15 protein-coding genes and 1 pseudogene are annotated in these 19641 nt (G+C 52.7%); 6 read left to right on the top strand and 10 right to left on the bottom strand.

Annotation, left to right across the window (positions count from 1 at the left end; all coding sequences use genetic code 11):
- The first annotated feature begins 4 nt into the window (after positions 1-4).
- Positions 5-2089, top strand: a complete 2085-nt coding sequence (malQ, locus tag BGK49_RS09020; protein WP_000444351.1) for a 4-alpha-glucanotransferase — start codon at positions 5-7, stop codon at positions 2087-2089.
- Between the two features lie 44 nt (positions 2090-2133).
- On the opposite strand, the gene gntT is transcribed toward malQ, so the two are convergent.
- From gntT to gntX, 3 genes and pseudogenes are all read right to left on the bottom strand, one after another.
- Positions 2134-3450 carry a gluconate transporter gene (gene gntT / locus BGK49_RS09015; RefSeq protein WP_001131753.1) on the bottom strand — a complete coding sequence of 439 codons (1317 nt, stop codon included), beginning with the start codon at positions 3448-3450 and terminating at the stop codon, positions 2134-2136.
- A 360-nt stretch (positions 3451-3810) separates the two neighbouring features.
- Positions 3811-4386, bottom strand: a complete 576-nt coding sequence (nfuA, locus tag BGK49_RS09010) for a Fe-S biogenesis protein NfuA (protein WP_000619389.1) — start codon at positions 4384-4386, stop codon at positions 3811-3813.
- 58 nt (positions 4387-4444) lie between these two features.
- Positions 4445-5128: pseudogene (gntX, locus tag BGK49_RS09005) on the bottom strand (DNA utilization protein GntX).
- Between the two features lie 37 nt (positions 5129-5165).
- Between gntX and bioH the strand changes: the two are divergent.
- Positions 5166-5936: a pimeloyl-ACP methyl ester esterase BioH gene (gene bioH, locus BGK49_RS09000; protein ID WP_001060056.1), complete on the top strand. Its 771-nt coding sequence runs from the start codon at positions 5166-5168 to the stop codon at positions 5934-5936.
- A 28-nt stretch (positions 5937-5964) separates the two neighbouring features.
- Here the strand turns inward: bioH and rpnA are convergent, their stop codons facing one another.
- From rpnA to greB, 6 genes are all read right to left on the bottom strand, one after another.
- The gene (gene rpnA / locus BGK49_RS08995) at positions 5965-6843 is read right to left on the bottom strand and encodes a recombination-promoting nuclease RpnA (protein WP_000039053.1); all 879 of its coding nucleotides are present in this window, start codon (positions 6841-6843) and stop codon (positions 5965-5967) included.
- 202 nt (positions 6844-7045) lie between these two features.
- A complete protein-coding gene (gene feoC / locus BGK49_RS08990) occupies positions 7046-7282 on the bottom strand; it encodes a [Fe-S]-dependent transcriptional repressor FeoC (protein WP_000157586.1) in 237 nt (78 codons plus the stop codon).
- Positions 7282-9603 (bottom strand): Fe(2+) transporter permease subunit FeoB, encoded by a 2322-nt coding sequence (feoB, locus tag BGK49_RS08985; protein WP_000736959.1) that lies wholly within the window; start codon positions 9601-9603, stop codon positions 7282-7284. The genes feoC and feoB overlap by 1 nt, the downstream gene beginning before the upstream one ends.
- Before the next feature lie 16 nt (positions 9604-9619).
- Positions 9620-9847, bottom strand: coding sequence for a ferrous iron transporter A (feoA, locus tag BGK49_RS08980; protein ID WP_001200455.1), 228 nt, complete (start codon positions 9845-9847; stop codon positions 9620-9622).
- A 437-nt stretch (positions 9848-10284) separates the two neighbouring features.
- Complete coding sequence (locus tag BGK49_RS08975) at positions 10285-12606, bottom strand: Tex family protein (RefSeq protein ID WP_000980723.1); 2322 nt, start codon at positions 12604-12606, stop codon at positions 10285-10287.
- Between the two features lie 96 nt (positions 12607-12702).
- Positions 12703-13179 carry a transcription elongation factor GreB gene (gene greB, locus BGK49_RS08970; RefSeq protein WP_000856744.1) on the bottom strand — a complete coding sequence of 159 codons (477 nt, stop codon included), beginning with the start codon at positions 13177-13179 and terminating at the stop codon, positions 12703-12705.
- 227 nt (positions 13180-13406) lie between these two features.
- On the opposite strand from greB, the gene ompR reads away from it, so the two are divergent.
- Together ompR and envZ are read left to right on the top strand one after the other, a co-directional pair.
- Complete coding sequence (ompR, locus tag BGK49_RS08965) at positions 13407-14126, top strand: osmolarity response regulator transcription factor OmpR (protein WP_001157751.1); 720 nt, start codon at positions 13407-13409, stop codon at positions 14124-14126.
- Entirely contained in the window at positions 14123-15475 is a 1353-nt protein-coding gene (envZ, locus tag BGK49_RS08960; protein WP_001253693.1) for a two-component system sensor histidine kinase EnvZ, read from the top strand. Before ompR ends, envZ begins: the two co-directional genes overlap by 4 nt.
- A 75-nt stretch (positions 15476-15550) precedes the next feature.
- Here envZ and pckA read toward each other — a convergent pair whose 3' ends face one another.
- Positions 15551-17173, bottom strand: coding sequence for a phosphoenolpyruvate carboxykinase (ATP) (pckA, locus tag BGK49_RS08955; RefSeq protein WP_001265681.1), 1623 nt, complete (start codon positions 17171-17173; stop codon positions 15551-15553).
- 378 nt (positions 17174-17551) lie between these two features.
- Between pckA and BGK49_RS08945 the strand changes: the two genes are divergently transcribed.
- Both BGK49_RS08945 and BGK49_RS08940 read left to right on the top strand, forming a co-directional pair.
- Positions 17552-19276 carry a DUF4153 domain-containing protein gene (locus tag BGK49_RS08945; RefSeq protein WP_000370884.1) on the top strand — a complete coding sequence of 575 codons (1725 nt, stop codon included), beginning with the start codon at positions 17552-17554 and terminating at the stop codon, positions 19274-19276.
- A gap of 121 nt (positions 19277-19397) precedes the next feature.
- Positions 19398-19641 (top strand): transposase (locus BGK49_RS08940; protein WP_000567704.1); only part of this gene is annotated, 244 nt, incomplete at its 3' end.

Genomic DNA, 19641 nt, shown 5'->3' with positions numbered 1-19641 from the left:
CTCGATGGAAAGCAAACGTCTGGATAATGCCGCGCTGGCGGCGGGGATTAGCCCCAATTACATCAATGCCCACGGTAAACCGCAGTCGATTAGCGCCGAAACCAAACGGCGTTTGCTTGACGCGATGCATCAACGTACCGCCACGAAAGTGGCGGTAACGCCAGTCCCGAATGTCATGGTTTATACCAGCGGCAAAAAAATGCCGATGGTGGTGGAGGGCAGCGGCGAATATAGCTGGCTGCTGACCACCGAAGAAGGAACACAGTACAAAGGCCATGTAACGGGGGGCAAAGCGTTCAATCTACCGACGAAGCTGCCGGAAGGTTATCACACGCTGACACTCACCCAGGACGACCAGCGCGCGCATTGCCGGGTGATTGTCGCCCCGAAACGCTGTTACGAACCGCAGGCGTTGCTGAATAAACAAAAGCTGTGGGGTGCCTGCGTTCAGCTTTATACGCTGCGATCGGAAAAAAACTGGGGTATTGGGGATTTTGGCGATCTCAAAGCGATGCTGGTGGATGTGGCAAAACGTGGCGGGTCGTTCATCGGCCTGAACCCGATTCATGCGCTCTATCCGGCAAATCCGGAGAGTGCCAGCCCATACAGCCCGTCTTCTCGCCGTTGGCTGAATGTGATTTATATCGACGTTAACGCCGTTGAAGATTTCCATCTTAGCGAAGAGGCTCAGGCCTGGTGGCAGTTGCCGACCACGCAACAGACGCTGCAACAGGCGCGCGATGCCGACTGGGTCGATTACTCCACGGTTACCGCCCTAAAAATGACAGCATTACGAATGGCGTGGAAAGGTTTCGCGCAACGTGATGATGAGCAGATGACCGCGTTTCGCCAGTTTGTTGCAGAGCAGGGCGACAGCCTGTTCTGGCAGGCAGCCTTTGATGCGCTACATGCCCAGCAAGTGAAAGAGGACGAAATGCGCTGGGGCTGGCCTGCATGGCCAGAGATGTATCAGAACGTGGATTCACCAGAAGTGCGTCAGTTCTGCGAAGAACATCGTGATGACGTCGATTTTTATCTCTGGTTGCAGTGGCTGGCTTACAGCCAGTTTGCCGCCTGCTGGGAGATAAGCCAGGGCTATGAAATGCCGATTGGCTTGTATCGTGATCTGGCGGTTGGCGTAGCGGAAGGTGGGGCGGAAACCTGGTGTGACCGTGAACTATATTGCCTGAAAGCGTCGGTTGGCGCGCCGCCGGATATCCTCGGCCCGTTGGGGCAGAACTGGGGATTACCGCCAATGGACCCGCATATCATCACCGCGCGTGCCTATGAACCGTTTATCGAGCTGTTGCGTGCCAATATGCAAAACTGCGGCGCATTACGAATTGACCATGTGATGTCGATGCTGCGTTTGTGGTGGATACCGTATGGCGAGACGGCAGATCAGGGCGCGTATGTTCACTATCCGGTGGATGATCTGCTCTCGATTCTGGCACTCGAAAGTAAACGTCATCGCTGTATGGTGATTGGTGAAGATCTCGGTACCGTACCGGTAGAGATTGTCGGTAAGCTGCGCAGCAGCGGTGTGTACTCCTACAAAGTGCTCTATTTCGAAAACGACCACGAGAAGACGTTCCGTGCACCGAAAGCGTATCCGGAGCAGTCGATGGCGGTTGCGGCGACACATGACCTGCCTACGCTGCGCGGTTACTGGGAGAGCGGGGATCTAACGTTGGGCAAAACCCTGGGGCTGTATCCGGATGAAGTGGTACTGCGCGGTCTGTATCAGGATCGCGAACTGGCGAAGCAAGGGCTGCTGGATGCACTGCATAAATATGGTTGTCTGCCAAAACGTGCCGGGCATAAGGCATCGTTGATGTCGATGACGCCGACGCTTAATCGTGGTTTGCAGCGCTACATTGCCGACAGTAACAGTGCTCTGTTAGGACTACAGCCGGAAGACTGGCTGGATATGGCCGAACCGGTGAATATTCCTGGCACCAGTTACCAGTATAAAAACTGGCGACGCAAGCTTTCCGCAACGCTTGAGACGATGTTTGCCGATGATGGCGTGAATAAGTTGCTGAAGGATTTGGACAGACGGCGCAGAGCTGCAGCGAAGAAGCAGTAGAGTGCGGTTGATGCCGGATGCGATGCATCCGGCAGTCAGTGTTATCAAATCACCATATTCAGCAGCAGACAGCCTACCAGACCGCACACCGAGATAATGGTTTCCAGCATCGACCAGGATTTGATGGTCTCGCCGATAGTTAGGTTAAAGTACTCTTTGAACAGCCAGAAGCCCGGATCGTTCACATGAGAGAAAATCACACTACCGGAACCCACCGCAATAACCATCAGCTCCGGGCTAACACCCGTCGTTGCAATCAGCGGTGCCGCGATACCACCCGCAGTGATTGCCGCAACGGTTGCGGAACCCAGCGCGATACGCAGTACGGCAGCAATCGACCAGGCCATCAGCAGCGGAGAAATGTTGGTTTCGTGCATCATGGAAGCAATGTATTTGTCCACGCCGCTGTCTACCAACATCTGCTTGAACGCACCGCCACCACCGATGATCAACAGCATCATCGCAATGATTTTGATGGAAGAAACCAGCGTGTCGTTAATCTGATCCATTGAACGACCACGGTTCAGACCAAAGGTGAACATCGCAATCAGCACGGCAATCAGCGTAGCCATTACCGGGTCACCGAGGAACTCCGCTACCGGCAGGAAAGCATGACCTTTCGGCAGGATCATTTCGGCAATCGCACGCATCGCCATCAGCACTACCGGCACCAGAGAGGTCCAGACGCTGACGCCAAAGCTCGGCATCTCTTCTTCGCTGAAGGTTTTCGCGCTGTACAGACCTTCAGGGATCGGCTTATCGATACCTTTCAACACGCGAGCGTAAACCGGACCGGCGAGAATCACGGTCGGGATTGCCAGAATAGTACCGTACAGCAGGGTTTTACCCATGTCGGCATTGAAAATGGTGGCAATCGCAGTCGGACCCGGATGCGGTGGCAGGAAGCCGTGGGTCACAGACAGTGCAGCTGCCATTGGTACACCAACATACAGCAGTGGAATATTCGCAGAAGCCGCGATGGTAAACACCAGCGGCAGCATCAGCACAAAGCCCACTTCATAGAACAGGGCAAAACCAACGGTAAAACCGGTCAGTACCACCGCCCACTGGATGTGTTTTTTACCAAATTTGGCAATCAGGGTGGTGGCGATACGTTGTGCGCCACCGCAGTCTGCCAGCATTTTGCCCAGCATCGCGCCAAAACCCATGATCAGGGCAAGGCTACCGAGCGTCCCGCCGACACCGGCTTTGATGGAGCCAATAACTTTATCCAGCGGCATCCCTTGCATTAATCCAACAGCAAGCGCCACGAGGACGAGAGCGATGAAGCCGTTCATTTTGAAACGGATCATCAGGAGCAACAACAAGATTACACCGATAGCAACAATGACTAATGGCATGATTTACCTGGCCTTTCATTTGTTATGGGTAACGTCAATTTTCTGACGACAAACTCTAATTATCCCAATCGGGAACAGAGATATTGCGGCACCACGACTGATACCCACTAAAACTAATTATTGTAGTCAGATGTCAGGAGTATGTTTGGTACCCATGTGAATGATACGGGTAACATCTGGCGTTTGAGAATCACCAGAGCGGAGTAAATTTAAATTATGAGAGGTTGGTCATATTATCGCGGAGAAACGAAGGGAGGGATTTGCCAAAGCAATGCTGCGCCAACGTCTGGCACATGTTCAACGTAGGCCCGAAATGACGCTTTAGCGTCGCATCGGGCAATCTACAAAAGAGGGGATAACTTAGTAGTAGGAGTGTTCGCCGCGCTGGTGTTCGGTGAGATCGCGCACACCTTTCAGCTCCGGGAATTCGTTTAGCAGCTGCTTCTCGATCCCTTCTTTCAGCGTCACATCGACCATGGAACAACCGTTACAGCCGCCGCCAAATTGCAGAATGGCGTAACCGTCTTCGGTGATTTCCATCAGTGAAACGCGGCCACCGTGACCAGCAAGCTGTGGGTTGATCTGCGACTGCAGCATATACTCCACGCGCTCCATCAGTGGTGCATCGTCTGCCACTTTACGCATTTTGGCGTTAGGCGCTTTCAGTGTTAGCTGAGAACCCAACTGGTCGGTAACAAAATCGATCTCTGCATCTTCCAGGTAAGGAGCGCTTAACTCATCAACATACGCGGTCAGCAGGTCAAATTTCAGGGCAGTGTCGGTGGCTTCCACGGCATCCGGCGGACAATAAGAAACACCACATTCAGCGTTAGGCGTGCCAGGGTTAATCACAAATACGCGGATTTGTGTCCCTTCTTCCTGGTTTGCCAGCAGTTTGGCAAAGTGCGCTTGTGCAGCATCGGAAATACGGATCATAGTAATGGCCTAATAGTTGACTATTTTAGTTGGTTATAATACGCCCATCATCGAGGCTCTACAAGGTTCGACAAAGGCACCAGACCTGGACAGTCGCCGCACCATTGCGTAAAAGCAACTGCGCAATCTCTGCGACGGTACTTCCGGTGGTAACGACATCATCCACAATCACCATATGGCGACCTTGCACGGGCAATTCAAGACGAAAGGCATTTTTCAGGTTGCGCTTGCGTAGCCGGGCACTGAGAAAATGCTGGGTCGCAGTGGCCCGTGTTCGTGTGACGGCTTCGCTATCCCATCGGCAGTGCAACCAGCGTGATAACGGCTGACACAGCAAATCGCTCTGATTAAATCCCCGACGCCAGTGACGCCGCTGCCATAACGGAACGCTGATGATGCGATCCGGCAATTGCAATCCGGTGGTGCGACGAGCGTGTAAGACTTCCAATAGTAACAGACGTGACAGGGCGCTGGCGATTTCACTGCGCCGGGAAAATTTAAGCTGGTGGATAAGCGGACTTAACGGCGGCGCATAGTCGGCAACCGTGACCAGTCTTTGCCAGGGCGGTGGTTTTTGCAGGCAGCGACCGCAGGGAAGATGTGAGTGTGTGGCGGGTAATCCACATTGTGGGCATAACGTTTTATCTGTACGGGCGGCGCGTGAGCAGACCGAACAAATCCCTCAATGACCTAACGCCAGCGGCATTCGGCATAGCCAGCATAATCCCGGTACTGTTAGCATATGTTCATCCTTGTAAGTCAAAAGAGAACAATAGCGGATGAATAACATCTGGTGGCAGACCAAAGGTCAGGGGAATGTTCATCTTGTGCTGCTGCACGGATGGGGACTGAATGCCGAAGTGTGGCGTTGCATTGACGAGGAACTTAGCTCGCATTTTACGCTGCACCTTGTTGATCTGCCCGGCTTCGGGCGCAGCCAGGGATTTGGTGCGCTGTCACTTGCTGATATGGCCGAAGCCGTGCTGCAACAGGCACCTGATAAAGCCATTTGGTTAGGCTGGAGTCTGGGCGGGCTGGTGGCAAGCCAGATTGCGTTAACCCATCCCGAGCGTGTTCAGGCGCTGGTCACCGTGGCGTCGTCACCTTGTTTTAGTGCTCGTGACGATTGGCCGGGGATAAAACCGGACGTGCTGGCGGGATTTCAGCAGCAACTCAGTGATGATTTTCAGCGTACAGTGGAGCGGTTCCTGGCGTTACAAACCATGGGGACTGAAACGGCGCGCCAGGATGCGCGGGCGTTGAAGAAAACCGTTCTGGCGTTACCGATGCCGGAGGTTGACGTGCTTAATGGCGGGCTGGAAATCCTGAAAACGGTTGATCTCCGTCAGCCGCTGCAAAACGTGCCCATGCCGTTTTTGCGATTGTATGGCTATCTCGATGGTCTGGTGCCGCGCAAAGTGGTGCCGATGCTGGATAAACTCTGGCCTCGCAGCAAATCATATATCTTCGCCAAAGCGGCCCATGCGCCGTTTATTTCGCATCCGGTCGAGTTTTGTCACCTGCTGGTGGCGTTGAAGCAGAGGGTGTAGGCAACTTTTGAAATGGCGAGACAGAAATTTACTGGCTCGCCGCAGCCAACTCTTCTTCTGACACCCCGGTAAAGCGCATGATGTCTGTAAGAGGGACTCCGGATTCAAGCATTATTTTGGCTATATGCAGGGCTTTGGATTGTTCCCCCTCCTGCCGCAATCTTTCCGCAATTGTCATTAAACTCTCCTTGTGTTTCGGTGAACGTTCGGCAACGCCGTCGATAAAATCGTTAAAACGTACCGCGTCGCCGGTTTGCAGTATGTAATTAAACAGCCCTTTGATTTGTCTGTCATTAGCGTATCCACTACTTAATAAGCAGGCCATTTGCTCTACTAGCCCCATCAGGTCGCGTTGACGAATATGTTTTTGAATTAACTCCAGCAGCGCCATACGTCGGTGCTGCATGATTTCATCATCAGGCATGACGGTGACATCAATCAGCGGAAATGCGGAGGCATAAAGCTGCCTTGCCAGTTTGGGATCGGCGAAACAATCCAGCCAACACAGCGAATAGGGATAGGGGCTTTCAATACCGTGGTAAAACAACAATGGCACCACCATCGGCAACGTTTTGTATCCAGCATCAAGGTGATTTTGCATTGCGGCAATAGCGTAACGCATCATGCGAAATGCGATCAGTTTGTTTGGGGTGCTTTGATGTTCAATCAGACAATAGATGTATCCTGGTCCTTGTTCCGTTTTCACCGACCACAGCACATCGGAATAGCTTTCACGCAGATCGTCATCAATAAAGCTGCTCGACTCCAGCTTGAGGGTTTTCATATCACAAAGCGCGTGAATGGGTGCCGGTAAATGAAACGCAAGAAAATCACGAGCCGTGTCCGGTTGGCGTAAAAAGAGTTTGAACAGCGCATCGTGTGGGGTGGAACTCTGCTTTTTGCTCATGGCGTTCCTTCACCTGTTGTTTGAATGCCGCGACTCTACGCGCCACTCCACACCTGTGTATTAGCGAGTTTTCATCCCTGCGAGATGCTTTCAAAGGAACTTACGCCGTGCTGCAAGAGTTGCATTTTTATGGAAAGCCGCACGCAAAAAAGCCCGGATGCAGACGCATACCGGGCTTTCCAAAACAGGCGATGGAGTAAGGTTAACGAAGCGCCCACCACTCGCGCAGACAGGCTTTTCCTTCCGGGCAGCTTTTACAACTGCCAGAGAGGCAGCCGTCAGGTTCTTCCTGAATCCGCACGGCTTTGCCCATACTTTCCAGTTGTTGCAGCATGGCGTTAATCATTGGCTGTGGAGTGTTCAATGTCTGGCTTATCTGGGCCGCTTCCATACGGCCCCGTAACGCCAGCAAATCGCGCACCTGAATAAGTGAAGCCATTAATGGCAATCACCGGTGGTGCTGGCTGCGCAGCAACTGCTTACCGACTTGCGGGTTGCCAGCAGTTCGATATCCACCCGGCTACGCGCGCGGCGCAGCAGACCGATAACCACGATGTTAAACAGGATAACCGCCAGAATGCACACCAGGCTGTAAGTTGGGTGCTGACTGTAGCTGGCGACCTGATAGAACAATGTTGCCAGCGAGTAAGCGATATTCAGCCCCCACAGGATGGAGAAGCCCATCCAGCCACGGCTTGATTCACGGGCGATGGCTCCCATCACCGAGATACATGGTACATACAGCAGGACGAAAATCAGGTAGCTGTAAGCTGCTGCTGCGCTACCGAATTTCTGATCCATCACGCCCATCGCCCCGGTACCCATTTCGCCGTCGCCTTTGCTGGCTTCAATGGGGTTCATCAGTACGCTAAGGCTGAAGGTGTCTTTCAGGCTCTGCCAGGTTTCATCTATCGCACTGAACAGCTCTTCACCGAGGTTAAACTCTGCCGGATTGAACTCTTCGTCCTGAATATTTTCTGCGGTGTAGAGGGTGTTGAGCGTACCCACTACCACTTCTTTCGCCATGGCACCTGTAAACAGGCCAACCGTTGCCTGCCAGTTATCTTCATGCACGCCAATTGGCTTGAAGACCGGGGTGATCACCCGGCTGACGGACGCCAGCGCCGAGTCGTTGATGTTATCGACGATTTTCCCGCTCAGCGAGAAGCTGTTGAAAGCGCTCAGGAAAATGCTGACGATGATGATCACTTTACCAGCACGCAGAACGAAGCCTTTCAGACGCTGCCAGGTCTGGATAATCAGGCTTTTAACGTGTGGTACATGATAGACCGGCAACTCCATGACAAACGGCGTCGCTTCACCGCGCATGATGGTGTACTTGAGCATCAGGCCAGTCAGCACCGCCATCACAATACCCAGCATATACAGCGAGAAGACCGCCAGCGCACCGTTCTGCCCGAAGAAGGCAGCCGCGAATACTGCGAAGATAGCCAGACGCGCGCCGCAGGACATAAACGGTGCCATCATGATGGTCATCAGACGTTCACGCGGTGCATCAAGCGTACGTGCACCCATTACCGACGGTACGTTACAACCGAAACCGACGATCAGCGGCACAAAGGATTTCCCCGGCAAGCCCAGCGCCTGCATCAGACGGTCCATCACAAACGCCGCACGCGCCATATACCCCGAGTCCTCAAGGAAGGAGAGGAACAGGTACATCATGCCAATCTGCGGCACCAGTGGCAGCACGGTGTTAATGCCGCCACCCAGGCCCTGGGCGAGGAAGATAGTCAGCCAGTCCGGGAAGTGGAGCGTGTAGCCAATCCATTGAATACCATGCACAAATAGCGCCACGGAGCCGACGTCAAACAGCGGCTGTAACGCCCCGCCGATGTTGATAGCCAGCAGGAACATCAGGTACATCACAAAGAGGAAAATCGGCAGACCGAGGAAACGGTTGAGCACGATTTTATCTACCGCAGTGGTGAAACGGCTGGGTTCTGCCGTCAGGGTGTTGCTTACCACATCACAGATGGCAGCAATGCACTGGTAACGCGCATCGGCAATGTGCAGCGCCGGATCGTCCATCTCATTACGCAGACGGGCGAGGGCGGCATCCAGATGCTGCGACGCTTCACCGGCGTAGGCGCGGCTGTAGATATCGCCTTCCAGCATTTGCAGGCCCAGCCAGCGACGTTGTTTCAGCGGGATGTCGGAAGGCATCACTTTTGCCAGTGAATCTGCTTCGTTGAGCAGCGGCTGTGCGTAATGCACCAGTTCCACATTCTCGTTAGCTTTATAGCGATCAATCGCCAGCTTGAGCGCTTCAATACCGCGACCACGGGTTGAAACCAGCGGGATCACCGGACAGCCCAGACGCGCCGACAGAGCATCAATTTCAATACGAATATTTTGCTTCTCGGCAATGTCGAGCATGTTCAGTGCCACAATGCAGGGAATGCCGAGTTCCAGCAGTTGTAGCGTCAGGTACAGGTTACGCTCAAGGTTAGACGCATCCACCACGTTAATCAGCAGGTCGGCGTCGCCACTCAAAATGTAGTGACAGGCGATTTGCTCATCGAGCGAGGTCTGCGATGAGATGGTGGTCAGAGAATAGGTGCCGGGTAGGTCCACCAGCGTGACCTGATGATCGGTGGTGGAGAATTGCCCTTCTTTACGTTCGACGGTAACGCCAGCCCAGTTACCTACACGCTGATGTGCGCCAGTGAGCTGGTTAAATAAGGTTGTCTTGCCAGAATTTGGATTACCAATTAAGCCTATGGTTAATTTTTTCATTGTTGTTATCACCGTATTAACAGGAAACCGCTTCCACTTCTAATAAGGCCAGATCTTTTTTGCGTAATACCAGGCTCACACGACGGGTTTCGATATGAATGGGGTCGCCGAGTGGAGCGACGCGCACCACATTAAAAGAGGAGCCAGGTAACATGCCAAGAGAAAGCAGTTTTTGGCGATATGCCGGGCTGATTTCACGGGAAAAGCCAGTGATTTTCCACGCAGTATCTGGAGTGTATTGCATAGGTGCCTACTTGTTTCTCATTAACTGGATAACTACCTCATGGGGCGTTTGACAGCGACATGAGACCAGATGATTTGCCAACAAAGGAGAGATTAAATAATTAACAACACAATGATAATGAGAATGGTTTCTATCAGCAATACTTAAAATGTGTGCGAATGTTGGTTTGAATAATAATCTGACTCAATGTTGATGTGGCTCAAGGTTATATCGCAACGAAAATATAATTCGAATAGTGAATTACCCGGACTGGCTAATGTTTAATTAAGGTTTCAGTTGTTAATGAAGTGATAAATATTGCCGGAATATATTATGAGTTTGGTTGTGGAATAAAAAGGCCGGAGATATTCTCCGGCACTTTTATGTCAGGCAAGGCGTTCGTTGCCAGATGCGGCGTGAACGCCTTATCGCGCAGGTTTAGGGGCCAGTCCGGGCGTTTAACGTTTTTTGCCCATTGCCGCCGCCAGCGCATCCATCATCGCGCTATTACCGGCAGGCTGCGCTTCACGACCGCGTGGTTTGGCTGCCGGGCGGTTGTTTTGCGGGCGTTCATTACCGCCGCCGCGACGGGCGTTGGTTTCGCCAGGCTGCTCGTCCAGACGCATAGTCAGGGCGATACGTTTACGCTGAAGATCCACTTCCAGCACTTTCACCTTCACAATGTCGCCCGCTTTCACCACGGTATGCGGATCTTCCACAAACTTGTTCGACAATGAAGAGATGTGAACCAGGCCGTCCTGATGCACGCCGATATCGACAAACGCGCCAAAGTTGGTGACGTTGGTCACCGCACCTTCGAGGATCATACCCGGTTGCAGGTCGTTCATTGTCTCGACGCCATCGGCAAACTGAGCGGTTTTAAATTCCGGACGCGGATCGCGACCCGGTTTTTCCAGCTCTTTGATGATGTCAGTTACTGTCGGCACACCGAATTTTTCATCAGTAAAGTCAGACGCTTTCAGGTTACGCAGTTCGCTGCTGTTACCCATCAGATCTTTCAGTGCCTGCTGTGTTGCTGTCAGAATGCGTTCCACCACCGGATAGGCTTCCGGGTGGACGGTAGAAGCATCCAGCGGGTTATCACCGTGGTTAATGCGCAAGAAGCCCGCGCACTGCTCGAAGGCTTTCGGCCCCAGACGGCTGACTTTCAGCAGTTGCTGACGGTTCTGGAACTGGCCGTTCTCATCGCGCCAGGCCACGATGTTTTGCGCCATCATGCGCGTCAGGCCCGCCACGCGGGTTAACAGCGGAACAGAAGCAGTGTTGAGATCGACGCCAACGGCGTTTACGCAGTCTTCTACTACTGCGTCCAGTTTGCGGGCCAGTTGCGTCTGGCTGACGTCATGCTGATACTGACCTACGCCGATAGATTTCGGATCGATTTTCACCAGCTCCGCCAGCGGATCCTGCAAACGGCGGGCGATAGACACCGCGCCACGCAGCGAAACGTCGAGATCCGGGAACTCCTGCGCTGCCAGCTCGGAAGCTGAGTAAACCGACGCGCCAGCTTCGCTGACGATCACTTTCTGTGCGGTCACTTTCGGGAACTGCTTCTGCACGTCGAGATAGAAACGTTCAGTTTCGCGGGAAGCTGTACCGTTGCCGATCGCCACCAGTTCAACGTTATGTTTTTCACACAAGGCAGCAACGGTCATCGCTGCTTTTGCGGCTTGTCCGGTGTGCGGGTAAATGGTATCGGTCGCTACCAGTTTGCCAGTGGCATCGACCACCGCCACTTTTACCCCAGTACGCAGACCCGGATCGAGGCCCATCGTTGCACGCAGTCCGGCAGGGGCCGCCATCAGCAGATCGTGCAGGTTACGGGCAAAGACGTTGATTGCTTCATCTTCCGCGCGTTCGCGCACGGTACCCATCAGTTCGGTTTCCAGATGCATCAGCACCTTGATGCGCCAGGTCCAGCTCACTACGCCTTTGCGCCAGCTATCCGCCGGGGCATTGTTCAGGCGCAGGCAAAGGTGATCCATGATGATTTGCTCGCAATAGCTCTCTTTGGGCGGCTCATCGAACTGCGGATCGGCATTCAGCGAAAGCTGGAGTACGCCTTCGTTACGTCCACGGAACATCGCCAGCGCGCGGTGAGAAGGCACCGTGGACAACGGTTCGTGATGATCGAAATAGTCGCGGAATTTCGCCCCTTCCTCTTCTTTACTGCTCACCACCGTAGAAACCAAATGCGCGTTCTTCCACAGATAATCACGCACTTTCGCCAGCAGCGCGGCATCTTCGGCAAACCGTTCCATCAGGATATAGCGCGCGCCATCCAGCGCGGCTTTGGTATCTGCCACGCCTTTATCGGCATCAACATATTGTGCAGCGGCGACTTCTGGCGTGTGTGACGGATCGCTCCACAGCAGGTCAGCCAACGGCTCAAGCCCTGCTTCAATGGCGATTTGCCCGCGGGTGCGGCGTTTAGGTTTGTAGGGCAGGTAGAGGTCTTCGAGTTCGGTTTTGCTTAGGGTGGCGTTGATGGCCTTCGCCAGATCATCGGTGAGTTTGCCTTGCTCGGAAATGGACTTGAGGATCGCCTGACGTCTCTCTTCCAGCTCGCGCAGATAGCTCAGACGCGTTTCCAGATTACGCAGCTGCGTGTCATCCAGACCGCCGGTGATTTCCTTACGATAACGTGCGATAAACGGCACGGTATTCCCTTCGTCAAGCAGGCGAACGGCAGCGTCAACCTGTTCCGGGCGCGCCTGAATTTCACCCGCAATAATGCGGCAGAACGAATCATTCATCATGGTTTGAGTTCATCTTTTCGGATCAAAAATCAGGGGATAGTTATACGGACTGGCTGGCAAAAATGCCAGCCATCGGCAGGAGGTTAAGACTCTTCCTTACGGTTTCACGTACTCGATAGCATTAACATACCAGCTCGCTTCCCCGGCAGGGGTATTCACCACCGCCAGATCGCCGACTTCTTTTTTCAGCAATGCGCGGGCCATCGGGGAATCGATAGAGATGTAATCTTTACGGCCAAAAATTTCATCGTAGCCGACAATACGGAAACGGTGAGTCACGCCATCGTCGTTTTCAATCTCCACCCACGCGCCAAAAAAGACTTTGCCTTCCTGCTGAGGGGAGTAATCGACGATTTTGAGATTTTCCATGCATTTAGTGAGATAGCGCACGCGACGGTCGATTTCACGCAGACGCTTTTTATTATACTGATAGTCAGCATTTTCGCTGCGGTCGCCCAGACTTGCGGCCCAGGTCACCTTTTTTGTGACCTCCGGGCGTTCTTCACGCCAGAGATAATTAAGCTCTTGTTTGAGTTTTTCATACCCTTCCCGGGTAACCAGGGGCGTTTTCATCTCGTTGATTCCCTTTGTCTGTTTGATAATGCGCACATTGGGTATAACGTGATCATATCAACAGAATCAATAATGTTTCGCCGAATAAATTGTATACTTAAGCTGCTGTTTAATATGCTTTGTAACAATTTAGGCTGAAATTCATACCAGATTTAGCTGGTGACGAACGTGAGCTTTTTTAAGAATACACGCTTACAAATTGTTGCGAACCTTTGGGAGTACAAACAATGCAAGAGAACTACAAGATTCTGGTGGTCGATGACGACATGCGCCTGCGTGCGCTGCTGGAACGTTATCTCACCGAACAAGGCTTCCAGGTTCGAAGCGTCGCTAATGCAGAACAGATGGATCGCCTGCTGACTCGTGAATCTTTCCATCTTATGGTACTGGATTTAATGTTACCTGGTGAAGATGGCTTGTCGATTTGCCGACGTCTTCGTAGTCAGAGCAACCCGATGCCGATCATTATGGTGACGGCGAAAGGGGAAGAAGTGGACCGTATCGTAGGCCTGGAGATTGGCGCTGACGACTACATTCCAAAACCGTTTAACCCGCGTGAACTGCTGGCCCGTATTCGTGCGGTGCTGCGTCGTCAGGCGAACGAACTGCCAGGCGCACCGTCACAGGAAGAGGCGGTAATTGCTTTCGGTAAGTTCAAACTTAACCTCGGTACGCGCGAAATGTTCCGCGAAGATGAGCCGATGCCGCTCACCAGCGGTGAGTTTGCGGTACTGAAGGCACTGGTCAGCCATCCGCGTGAGCCGCTCTCCCGCGATAAGCTGATGAACCTTGCCCGTGGTCGTGAATATTCCGCAATGGAACGCTCCATCGACGTGCAGATTTCGCGTCTGCGCCGCATGGTAGAAGAAGATCCAGCGCATCCGCGTTACATTCAGACCGTTTGGGGCCTGGGCTACGTCTTTGTACCGGACGGCTCTAAAGCATGAGGCGATTGCGCTTCTCGCCACGAAGTTCATTTGCCCGTACGTTATTGCTCATCGTCACCTTGCTGTTCGCCAGCCTGGTGACGACTTATCTGGTGGTGCTGAACTTCGCGATTTTGCCGAGCCTCCAGCAGTTTAATAAAGTCCTCGCGTACGAAGTGCGTATGTTGATGACCGACAAACTGCAACTGGAGGACGGCACGCAGTTGGTTGTGCCTCCCGCTTTCCGTCGGGAGATCTACCGTGAGCTGGGGATCTCTCTCTACTCCAACGAGGCTGCCGAAGAGGCAGGTCTGCGTTGGGCGCAACACTATGAATTCTTAAGCCATCAGATGGCACAGCAACTGGGCGGCCCGACGGAAGTGCGCGTTGAGGTCAACAAAAGTTCGCCTGTCGTCTGGCTGAAAACCTGGCTGTCGCCCAATATCTGGGTACGCGTGCCGCTGACCGAAATTCATCAGGGCGATTTCTCTCCGCTGTTCCGCTATACGCTGGCGATTATGCTATTGGCGATAGGCGGGGCGTGGCTGTTTATTCGTATCCAGAACCGACCGTTGGTCGATCTCGAACATGCTGCTTTGCAGGTCGGTAAAGGGATTATTCCACCGCCGCTGCGTGAATATGGCGCGTCCGAGGTACGTTCGGTTACCCGCGCCTTTAACCATATGGCGGCTGGTGTTAAGCAACTGGCGGATGACCGCACGCTGCTGATGGCGGGGGTAAGTCATGACTTACGCACGCCGCTGACGCGTATTCGCCTGGCGACCGAGATGATGAGCGAACAGGATGGCTACCTGGCCGAATCGATCAATAAAGATATCGAAGAGTGCAACGCCATCATTGAGCAGTTTATCGACTACCTGCGCACCGGGCAGGAGATGCCGATGGAAATGGCGGATCTCAACGCAGTACTCGGTGAGGTTATTGCTGCCGAAAGTGGCTATGAGCGGGAAATTGAAACCGCGCTTTACCCCGGCAGCATTGAAGTGAAAATGCACCCGCTGTCGATCAAACGCGCGGTGGCGAATATGGTGGTCAACGCCGCCCGTTACGGCAATGGCTGGATCAAAGTCAGCAGCGGGACGGAGCCGAATCGCGCCTGGTTCCAGGTGGAAGATGACGGTCCGGGAATTGCGCCGGAACAACGTAAGCACCTGTTCCAGCCGTTTGTCCGCGGCGACAGTGCACGCACCATTAGCGGCACGGGATTAGGGCTGGCAATTGTGCAGCGTATCGTGGATAACCATAACGGGATGCTGGAGCTTGGCAGCAGCGAGCGGGGCGGGCTTTCCATTCGCGCCTGGCTGCCAGTGCCGGTAACGCGGGCGCAGGGCACGACAAAAGAAGGGTAAATAAACGGGAGGCGAAGGTGCCTCCCGTTTTGCTTTCTATAAGATACTGGATAGATATTCTCCAGCTTCAAATCATTACAGTTTCGGACCAGCCGCTACCAGCGCGGCACCCGCAGGGGTGTCGGTGTATTTATCGAAGTTGTCGATAAACAGTTTCGCCAGGGTTTCGGCTTTTTCCTGCCACTGTTCCGGAGAAGCGTAGGTGTTACGCGGATCGAGAATCTTCGTGTCTACGCCCGGCAGTTCGGTTGGGATCGCCAGGTTAAACATCGGCAGAGTGAAGGTTTCTGCATTATCTAGCGAACCGTTGAGGATGGCGTCGATAATGGCGCGGGTATCTTTAATCGAGATACGTTTGCCTGTGCCGTTCCAGCCAGTGTTAACCAGATAAGCCTGCGCGCCCGCCGCCTGCATACGTTTCACCAGCACTTCTGCGTACTGAGTCGGGTGCAGCGACAGGAATGCCGCGCCGAAGCAAGCGGAGAAGGTTGGCGTCGGTTCGGTGATGCCACGCTCAGTACCGGCCAGTTTGGCGGTGAAGCCAGAGAGGAAGTGATACTGGGTTTGATCGGCAGTCAGGCGAGAAACCGGCGGCAACACGCCGAAAGCATCAGCAGTCAGGAAGATAACCTTAGTCGCGTGGCCCGCTTTGGAAACCGGCTTAACGATGTTATCGATGTGATAGATTGGATAAGAAACGCGGGTGTTCTCGGTTTTTGAACCATCATCAAAGTCGATAGTGCCATCTTCACGCACGGTGACGTTTTCCAGCAGCGCATCACGACGGATAGCGTTGTAGATTTCAGGTTCCGCTTCTTTCGACAGCTTGATAGTTTTTGCGTAGCAGCCGCCTTCGAAATTAAACACGCCGTCATCGTCCCAGCCGTGTTCGTCATCGCCAATCAGGCGGCGTTTCGGGTCGGTGGAAAGGGTGGTTTTACCGGTGCCGGAAAGGCCGAAGAACACCGCAACATCGCCTTTCTCGCCAACGTTGGCGGAGCAGTGCATAGAAGCGATACCTTTCAGCGGCAGCAGGTAGTTCATCATCGAGAACATCCCTTTCTTCATTTCGCCGCCGTACCAGGTGCCGCCAATCAGCTGCATGCGCTCGGTCAGGTTAAACGCCACGAAGTTTTCGGAGTTCAGACCCTGTTCTTTCCACTGCGGGTTAGTGCACTTCGCGCCGTTCATAACGATAAAGTCTGGTTTGAAACCTGCCAGCTCTTCATCGCTCGGGCGAATAAACATGTTTTTGACAAAATGCGCCTGCCAGGCCACTTCGGTGATGAAACGGACGGAAAGACGAGTATCCGGGTTCGCACCACAGAAAGCGTCGACAACGAACAGACGTTTGCCGGAAAGCTGCCTGGTCACCAGGCCTTTCAGATGCTGCCAGGTTTCCGGAGAGAGAGGTTTGTTGTCGTTCTTACCTTTGCCTTTGTCTGCCCACCAGAAAGTATCGCGAGTGGTATCGTCACGGACGATATACTTATCTTTTGGTGAACGACCGGTGAAGATCCCGGTATCGACGGCAACGGCACCCAGATTAGTTAACACCCCGCGCTCATAACCTGTCAGGCTCGGATCGAGCTCTTCCTGATACAGCAGGTCGTAGCTTGGGTTGTAAACGATATCATGTACGTCACTGATACCATAAGCCTCGAGTTCTTGCGGGGTCAAACCATTGTTAACGCGCATTTCACTGCTCCTTAGCCAATATGTATTGCCTGAATAGTAAAGTCTTTTTGGGGGTGTTAACCGCGACAAGGCTCATAGATTTACGTATCTGGAGAAATTCATATTTGACAAAAAACTCCGTGATTCCTGTCACGAAACGGTTGCTATTATCGCAGAAATAGCATTTTAGGTGTGGAAAATGTTCTCAAAAGGTTAAATCTTGGTTTATATGGCGGGAATATTGTGAGTGGAATCGCATTCCTTAATGAAATTGATGCAAATTCAATCGGTAAAGTATCGATTCACCACGCTAACTTTTTTTGATTATTTTCTGAAAAAAGCAAAATACTACTGCCCGGATGCGATAATTAACCCACCTTTTGATTCTGGATAACCAACATGGATAACGTTGAACTTTCACCGGCAACACGCTGGGGGATGATTGCTACCGGATTACTTCAGGGGCTGGTTTGCTACCTGTTGATCGTCTGGCTTGCCGGAAAAAATCACAGTTGGATTGTTTATGGCGTGCCTGCGACCGTTGCGTTTTCATCCGTTTTACTCTTCTCCGTGATCTCTTTTAAACAGAAGCGCCTTTGGGGATGGCTGGCGCTGGTGTTTATTGCCACGACAGGGATGAGCGGTTGGCTGAAGTGGCAAACTGATGGCATGAACCCCTGGAGAGCTGAAAAGGCGATTTGGGATTTTGGCTGCTATCTGCTGTTGATGGCAATGTTGTTGTTACCGTGGATACAACAAAGCCTTCGTATCCGCAATGGCAGTAGCCGCTATAGCTACTTTTACCAGTCAGTATGGCATAACGTACTTATATTACTGGTGATTTTTCTCGCCAATGGCCTGACGTGGCTGGTGCTTTTACTGTGGGGTGAGTTGTTTAAACTTGTTGGCATCAAGTTTTTCAATACGCTCTTTTTTGCAACCGACTGGTTTATGTATCTTACATTAGGTCTGGTTACCGCACTGGCGGTGATTCTCGCGCGCACACAGTCACGTTTAATCGACTCTATTCAAAAGTTGTTCACGTTAATCGCCACGGGGTTGCTGCCGTTAGTATCATTGCTAACCCTGATGTTTATCATCACTCTGCCGTTTACGGGCCTGAGCGCGATTTCTCGCCACATCTCCGCCGCCGGGTTGCTGTTAACGCTGGCCTTTTTGCAATTGATCTTAATGGCTATTGTCCGCGATCCGCAAAAAGCGTCACTTCCCTGGACGGGGCCGTTGCGTTGCCTGATTAAAACCGCTTTGCTGGTTGCTCCGCTGTATGTGTTCGTCGCCGCCTGGGCGTTATGGCTGCGGGTCGCTCAGTACGGCTGGACTGTCGACCGCTTGCAGGGCGCGCTGGCGGTGCTGGTGTTACTGGTGTGGTCGCTGGGGTATTTTGTCAGTATCGTCTGGCGTAATGGGCAAAATCCCCTTGTTCTTCAGGGCAAAGTGAACCTTGCGGTTTCGTTATTGGTGTTGGTGATACTGGTGCTTCTTAATTCGCCGGTGCTGGACAGTATGCGTATTAGCGTGAACAGTCATATGGCGCGTTATCAGAGCGGCAAAAACACGCCAGACCAGGTAACTATCTACATGCTCGAACAGAGCGGTCGCTATGGACGTGCGGCGCTTGAGTCGCTGAAAAGCGATGCCGGGTTTATGAAAGACCCGAAACGCGCGCGGGATCTGCTGATGGCGTTAGATGGAGAGCAACATCTTCAGGAACAGGTATCGGAAAAAGTATTAGCCGAAAATGTGTTAATTGCCCCTGGTTCTGTTAAACCGGATGCGACATTCTGGTCGGCCTTAATCCAGGATCGCTATAACGTGATGACCTGTATTGAAAAAGACGCCTGCGTCCTGGTCGAGCAAGATCTGAATAGTGATGGTCAGGCGGAGCGGATCCTGTTTGCTTTTAATGATGACAGAGTCATTGTCTATGGCTTTGACTCAGACAGAAAAGAATGGGACGCGCTTGATATGAGTTTACTTCCGAACGAAATAACGAAAGAAAAATTACTCACAGCTGCGAAGGATGGAAAACTGGGGACGAGGCCGAAAGCGTGGCGCGATCTGACGGTAGATGGTGAAACGCTGGAAATAAACTTAAGTAAGTGACAACGCTTTTATCGGATACGACGCTGTATCTAGACTGGCCCCCTGAATCTCCAGACAACCAGTATCACTTAAATAAGTGATAGTCTTAATACTAGTTTTTAGACTAGTCATTGGAGTACAGATGATTGATGTCTTAGGGCCGGAGAAACGCAGACGGCGTACCACACAGGAAAAGATCGCAATTGTTCAGCAGAGCTTTGAACCGGGGATGACGGTCTCCCTCGTTGCCCGGCAACATGGTGTAGCAGCCAGCCAGTTATTTCTCTGGCGTAAGCAATACCAGGAAGGAAGTCTTACTGCTGTGGCCGCCGGAGAACAGGTTGTTCCTGCCTCTGAACTTGCTGCCGCCATGAAGCAGATTAAAG

The sequence above is a fragment of the Shigella sp. FC1544 genome, assembly GCF_001722145.1.
Lineage (GTDB): Bacteria > Pseudomonadota > Gammaproteobacteria > Enterobacterales > Enterobacteriaceae > Escherichia > Escherichia coli.
The sequence above is the reverse complement of the archived record's forward strand: the minus strand, read 5'-3'. Positions and strand labels throughout refer to the sequence as shown.

Bases quoted from the DNA above. Each gene is read 5' to 3' on its own strand.
- malQ (WP_000444351.1), top strand. From the start codon at position 5: ATGGAAAGCAAACGTCTGGATAATGCCGCGCTGGCGGCGGGGATTAGC.
- gntT (WP_001131753.1), bottom strand. From the start codon at position 3,450: ATGCCATTAGTCATTGTTGCTATCGGTGTAATCTTGTTGTTGCTCCTG.
- nfuA (WP_000619389.1), bottom strand. From the start codon at position 4,386: ATGATCCGTATTTCCGATGCTGCACAAGCGCACTTTGCCAAACTGCTG.
- bioH (WP_001060056.1), top strand. From the start codon at position 5,166: ATGAATAACATCTGGTGGCAGACCAAAGGTCAGGGGAATGTTCATCTT.
- rpnA (WP_000039053.1), bottom strand. From the start codon at position 6,843: ATGAGCAAAAAGCAGAGTTCCACCCCACACGATGCGCTGTTCAAACTC.
- feoC (WP_000157586.1), bottom strand. From the start codon at position 7,282: ATGGCTTCACTTATTCAGGTGCGCGATTTGCTGGCGTTACGGGGCCGT.
- feoB (WP_000736959.1), bottom strand. From the start codon at position 9,603: ATGAAAAAATTAACCATAGGCTTAATTGGTAATCCAAATTCTGGCAAG.
- feoA (WP_001200455.1), bottom strand. From the start codon at position 9,847: ATGCAATACACTCCAGATACTGCGTGGAAAATCACTGGCTTTTCCCGT.
- BGK49_RS08975 (WP_000980723.1), bottom strand. From the start codon at position 12,606: ATGATGAATGATTCGTTCTGCCGCATTATTGCGGGTGAAATTCAGGCG.
- greB (WP_000856744.1), bottom strand. From the start codon at position 13,179: ATGAAAACGCCCCTGGTTACCCGGGAAGGGTATGAAAAACTCAAACAA.
- ompR (WP_001157751.1), top strand. From the start codon at position 13,407: ATGCAAGAGAACTACAAGATTCTGGTGGTCGATGACGACATGCGCCTG.
- envZ (WP_001253693.1), top strand. From the start codon at position 14,123: ATGAGGCGATTGCGCTTCTCGCCACGAAGTTCATTTGCCCGTACGTTA.
- pckA (WP_001265681.1), bottom strand. From the start codon at position 17,173: ATGCGCGTTAACAATGGTTTGACCCCGCAAGAACTCGAGGCTTATGGT.
- BGK49_RS08945 (WP_000370884.1), top strand. From the start codon at position 17,552: ATGGATAACGTTGAACTTTCACCGGCAACACGCTGGGGGATGATTGCT.